A 5,316-nucleotide genomic window follows, 5' to 3' on the forward strand; every position below is an offset into this window, starting at 1 on the left:
GCGTAAAACCCAGTGCGAGGGCAATGATGCCCAGTAGAAACATAACAGAAGCCAGCTTGTTGGCCGGTTGAGAAACAGCTGTCATTCGATCCACCCGAGCTGCCGGTAGACAAACAATCCAATATATTCCTTGATGGCGTATGTTGATTCCTCCAGCGCCGTTCCAAGTGGATAAATAAAAAGCGGCAGGAATTTGCTCATAAAGAATGACATTATTTACCTTTATTTAGAATGAGTTAACTGCCTGACAGGTGTATTTATTATCCAGCTAAAACCGGCTCAAGTCCTCACCCGTAGAATCATGCCGCATCTGGAGCCGACATGCCACAGACTCGTGAACATCTTCCGGATAATTCTCTTCTGTCGGTATCGAGAATCTGTACAATGCATTAAGGATACAGACGTCCTTCAATCAGGTCGTTTGTGAGAAGCCCGATATGAAAATTATTTGTTATAAATTTAGACATCGCTGAAGCAGTAACCCATGCCCACTAAAACAGTCGCTATTATTCTCTGTACCTACAATGGGCAAGAATACCTGGAGGAACAGTTAAATTCCTTTTTGGATCAATCATATGATAACTGGAAAATTTGGGTTTCAGATGATGGCTCTGTCGATGACACAAGGAAAGTACTGGAAGGTTTTCAGGAGAAATTGGGGCACGACCGACAACATATATTTGATGGCCCCAGGGCGGGCTTTGCGGCTAATTTTCTTTCTTTAATCAGTAATGCCAACTTGTCAGCTGACTATTATGCCTGGTCGGATCAGGATGATATCTGGGATAAGGACAAGCTTCGCAATGCGATCAACTGGCTTGAGCAGCAGCCAGACACCATTCCCGCGCTCTATTGCTCCCGTACCAGGTTAATCGACGAGGATGGCGAGGAAATCGGATTTTCACCGCTATTTGGGCGAACCCCGAGTTTTGCCAATGCACTGGTACAAAGCATTTCGGGTGGCAATACCATGGTTTTTAATAACCAGGCCCGTTCATTGTTCAGTCATATGACACCCGGTCTGGAAGTTGTCAGTCACGACTGGTTTGCATATCAACTCGTCACTGCCAGTGGTGGTCGTGTCTATTATGATCCAAAGGCAACTCTCAATTATCGTCAACATGGTGCTAACCTGGTTGGTGAAAACAGATCCTTGAAAGATTGCCGGGAATATTGCCCTGTTCATAGCAACCATTCTGAAAAAAATATAATGGGCATTGAGAAGTTAGAGGAATTAGCTGAAATCAGGCAGTTCAATCCAAAACAACCAATCACCAACTTGATGTATGGAACATGGAAGTCGAGGTCTGATTTGGTTAGTGCCTTTGATATTCACACTCCTAAAGGGCAAAAATCTTTTTACCTGTGGTTTTTAGCGGACCAGACCAACGAATTCAATATGCGGGTTGATCGGTGCCACAATCCAGATCCATCACACTACCATGATAATGAGCCTGGCTATCCGCATAAAGATGAGCGTACCAGCCCATCGCATGCGATAAGAAAGCTGAAGCAGAAAGTTTTTAGAAAATGTGTTGGCTCACTTAGGATGGTTCTATCAGATCGGGCATTCTTTTCCCTGAAAGTTTTATACCTGAAGCTTGGTATGTTAAGAGCAAAGATCAGGTACCGATATGAACTGGACTCCTATGATATGTTGATTAACTCTTCATCGTCGCAGGAACCCCCATCTACCCACTCACCCTCACCTAAAAGCTCTGCTGTTAACTTGATAGGTTATATATATGCCGAGCTGGGTATGGGAGAACACGTACGAATGACGGCAGAAGCCCTCTCCGGGGTTGGACATGATATTGCAGCTGTGAACTTTGATATGGCGGCTTCAAGACAAGATGCAGAGTTCAATTTTAAGACAACAAGCGAGCCGCTGCACGATATCAATCTGTTTCATGTCAATGCGGAAGCCATGTTGCTTGCATACAGGTATTTAGGCAGGGATTTTTTCCAAGGAAGGTATAACATTGGCTACTGGGCCTGGGAGCTCTCAAAATGTCCTGATGACTGGTTGATGCCTATAGAGATGATGGATGAAATATGGGCTCCGTCAGAGTTTATACAGACCGTATTTGCCGCTAAAACAAGCAAGCCTGTGAAGTTGATGCCGGAGTGTGTGGAGTTGCCAGATTTTAAATCCCGGCCACGCAGTTATTTTGGCCTGGATGAGAAAAGTTATATTTTTGTGTTTGCTTTTGATGCTTTTTCGTATTTGGACCGGAAAAATCCGGAGGCTGTCCTTGATGCATTTGAGCAAGCTTTCCCGTTAGGCACCGAGTCTGTGACTTTAGTTATCAAGGTTATGAATGGCTCGAATCAAAAGCCTGCATGGGTAAAGCTCAAGCGCAGAATTGAGGCAAACAAACGCGTTGTCATGATCAACAAGACAATGGACCGAACGGATTTTTTTGCACTGCTTGAAGCAAGTGACTGCTTTGTATCCTTGCACAGATCAGAAGGTTTTGGCCGTATTCCTGCGGAAGCTATGCTCTTGAACAAGCCTGTTATCTGTACAGGTTATTCCGGTAATACGGATTTCACCAGGCCTGATAATTCGTTGCTTGTGGATTTCAATCTTATTCCCGTCCAAGAGGGGCAATACCCATTTTTCGAGGGCCAACACTGGGCTGACCCCAAAGTTGAATCTGCGGCAAAGCATATGCGACACCTATACGAAGACAGGGAATTTGGCCAGAAGATAGCTTCTGCAGGCGCGCACTATATTCAGCAAAACTTTAATAAAGAAGTCATCGGTTCGTTGTACAGAAAACGTTTGAATGAGATTGCAGGAGTACGTTCATGAAAGAGTGCAGTGGCGGGAATTCAAAGTTAGAAGCAATGTGATCAAGGTTTGTTAAAATGCCTGGACGAGAAAGAGAAAAACTGGTCATACAACGAGATGGGTTTGTTCTCAATCCACATCTCTGGCAGGAACAGTTCTACGAATATGACTATATTGGAGCGCCCTGGCCTCCACATATTGAATTAAAAGACAGTCTGGGGAGATGCGTACGCGTCGGGAATGGCGGGTTCAGTCTCAGGAGTAAAAAGCTTCTTACGCTACCATCTGAACTCAGCCTCCCTTTTGAAGAGAAAGATGGATTGTTGAATGAAGATGTGCTGCTGTGCGCGAGTTTTAAGACGACTCTTGAACAGCATGGTGTGCGTTTTGCCCCCGTTGATGTTGCACGCTGGTTTTCACATGAGCAAGAAGTTAAAGAGATAGAGGCGATAAAACCGTTTGGATTTCACGATTACTTCGGTGAAAACAAGTTCTTCCCCCGCTTCCCCCCTGTTATGACGAACCCCCTTGTTCATCTTGATTATCTTGATGAGTTCGATTTTGATGGCTTAATCAAGAACGACACCGAGTTGACTAAAACGCAGCTTGAAGAGATTTTTAGCATAATAACAATTCAACAAAACCACCTGGTGACTGAACGAAACCAGTTGGAGACAGAACGAGACCAACTGTTGGCAGAGCGAGATCTCATTCTTAATTCAAACTCCTGGAAGTTGGCTCGCATAATTGCTTCCATGAAATTCTGGGCCAGATAGATAAATTAACGCGCCCCGTTCAATGATGTAAAGAGTATCTCGGGCTGTTCGGATCCCGGGTCATCGCTTTCTTCGCCCAGGAAGTCAGTGGCGAGACTGCTCTTCTTGATCTGGAAGGTGAAGTCTCCTTCGGTCTGGATGAAATCGGTACGCGTGTTTGGCAGTTGCTCAGGGAGAGCGGTGATCCGCAAACAATATTTGATACGATTCTGGCTGAGTATGAAGTCACTGCTGGACAGCTGGAAACTGACCTGGATGCGCTGTTTGAGAAATTGCTGCCAGCAGGCCTGGTTGTAAGAGGAGAAGAATGAATCGAATGAGACGAGTTGCATTGGTTGTATTTCTGCTGGCCCTGTTCACTGCATGCAGCTCTCCGGAACTGGATTCCATCGGCCATGACGGAACCTACTGGCGTTTGGTGACAGCCTCACGACCGGGATGGGGGCAGGCAAGCAGGATAGCTACCCGTCTGTCCTTGCTGAGCTCAGCGGTCTGGCTGTGATCAACGCGGGGGTGCCTGGTGAAACGACCGGCGGGGGCGTAAAGCGGTTGCCCGCTGAACTGGAGCGTCACTCTCCCGATCTGCTGCTCATCGAGGGTGGTAACGATATTCTGAAAAACCGGAATCACGATTCGATAAAAGCCACCCTTAGCGCCATGATCCAGGCAGCAAAAAGCCGCGGTGTGCAGGTTGTTCTTTTTGGCATTCCAAGAAAAAATCTCTTTTCAGGGACCGCCCCTTTTTACCAGGAACTGGCTGACGAGCATCAGCTGGTGTTCGACGATTCCCTGGTTAGTGATCTGCTGCATACATCCTCGTTAAAGTCAGACCAGGTCCACCTCAATAAGGCGGGTTATCGCAAGATGGCTGAGTCGATATACGAATTGTTGCAGGAGAAAGGGGCGGTGTATTAGGTGTGGGATCTGAGTACTGCACAATGACCAGATCCCGGGTCTCCGCTTCGCTAGGCCCGGGATGACGGAATAGATGAAGAGCCTTGGCTTTAAATAGGTATGAATATTATGTTTCTGATTGAAAAAACAGCTGCTTTGCTGATTGCGCCGCTCGGTTTCTCATTACTGGTGGGTTTGTTTGCCCTGTTGCTTGCCATGAAAGGCTGGCGTCGTGGTGCGACTTTCTTTGGTGTGGTTGCATTGGTGTGGCTCTATATATGGTCAACACCATGGGCCAGTGAACGTCTGATGGCATCGCTTGAGCATCAATATCCTCCGGTGCCTATGGCTGATCTGGTATCTGCACCTGTTGCCGTGGTGCTGGGTGGTGGGATTTCTGCTCCCAAGTTGCCTCACCGGCTTGCCCCCGATCTGAATGATGCATCTGATCGTGCCTGGTATGCGGCGCGTCTGTATCGTGCGGGCAAGGTTAAATCGATTCTGCTCAGTGGTGGTGTTGATAGTCGCCTTGGCGGCTTGGCCGAGGCTGAATCGATGGCGATTTTTCTGCGTGATCTTGGTGTGCCTAAATCAGCTCTCATTCTTGAAAAGGCCAGTCTGAATACCCGGCAGAATGCGGCACAAGTGAAAGAGACGCTGGAAAAGCAGGGCATCGATCATATTCTCCTGGTGACTTCTGCAGTGCACATGCGGCGTGCTATTGGCCATTTCGCAGAGCAAGGTTTGCGCGTGACACCGGCTGCGACAGACCATCGTGCGGTTGATACAACCTGGGATGTTCGCAAGCTGCTGCCGGATTCTGGTTCGTTGGCAGATAGTGGTAGTGCC

The 5,316-nt window shown here is 47.3% G+C and carries 5 protein-coding genes; 4 read left to right on the plus strand and 1 reads right to left on the minus strand.

Features of this window, described 5'->3' with window-relative positions:
• The first annotated feature begins 484 nt into the window (after positions 1-484).
• On the plus strand, positions 485-2,818 hold the full coding sequence (locus BOW51_RS09500; RefSeq protein ID WP_078477511.1) for a glycosyltransferase: 2,334 nt from the start codon (positions 485-487) through the stop codon (positions 2,816-2,818).
• A gap of 56 nt (positions 2,819-2,874) precedes the next feature.
• A complete protein-coding gene (locus BOW51_RS09505; protein ID WP_078477512.1) occupies positions 2,875-3,573 on the plus strand; it encodes a DUF5672 family protein in 699 nt (232 codons plus the stop codon).
• Between the two features lie 5 nt (positions 3,574-3,578).
• Here BOW51_RS09505 and BOW51_RS12015 read toward each other — a convergent pair whose 3' ends face one another.
• Positions 3,579-3,905 (minus strand): hypothetical protein, encoded by a 327-nt coding sequence (locus tag BOW51_RS12015; protein ID WP_442468154.1) that lies wholly within the window; start codon positions 3,903-3,905, stop codon positions 3,579-3,581.
• Positions 3,906-4,011: 106 nt separating this feature from the next.
• On the opposite strand from BOW51_RS12015, the gene BOW51_RS09515 reads away from it, so the two are divergent.
• Both BOW51_RS09515 and BOW51_RS09520 read left to right on the plus strand, forming a co-directional pair.
• On the plus strand, positions 4,012-4,488 hold the full coding sequence (locus BOW51_RS09515; RefSeq protein ID WP_245828661.1) for a GDSL-type esterase/lipase family protein: 477 nt from the start codon (positions 4,012-4,014) through the stop codon (positions 4,486-4,488).
• A gap of 108 nt (positions 4,489-4,596) precedes the next feature.
• The coding region (locus BOW51_RS09520) for a YdcF family protein (protein WP_167367315.1) at positions 4,597-5,316 on the plus strand (720 nt) is incomplete at its 3' end.

Source organism: Solemya elarraichensis gill symbiont, from assembly GCF_002021095.1.
GTDB lineage: Bacteria > Pseudomonadota > Gammaproteobacteria > Chromatiales > Chromatiaceae.

Coding starts and splice junctions, on each gene's coding strand:
- BOW51_RS09500 (WP_078477511.1), top strand. CDS start 485: ATGCCCACTAAAACAGTCGCTATTATTCTCTGTACCTACAATGGGCAA.
- BOW51_RS09505 (WP_078477512.1), top strand. CDS start 2,875: ATGCCTGGACGAGAAAGAGAAAAACTGGTCATACAACGAGATGGGTTT.
- BOW51_RS12015 (WP_442468154.1), bottom strand. CDS start 3,905: ATGCAACTCGTCTCATTCGATTCATTCTTCTCCTCTTACAACCAGGCC.
- BOW51_RS09515 (WP_245828661.1), top strand. CDS start 4,012: ATGGGGGCAGGCAAGCAGGATAGCTACCCGTCTGTCCTTGCTGAGCTC.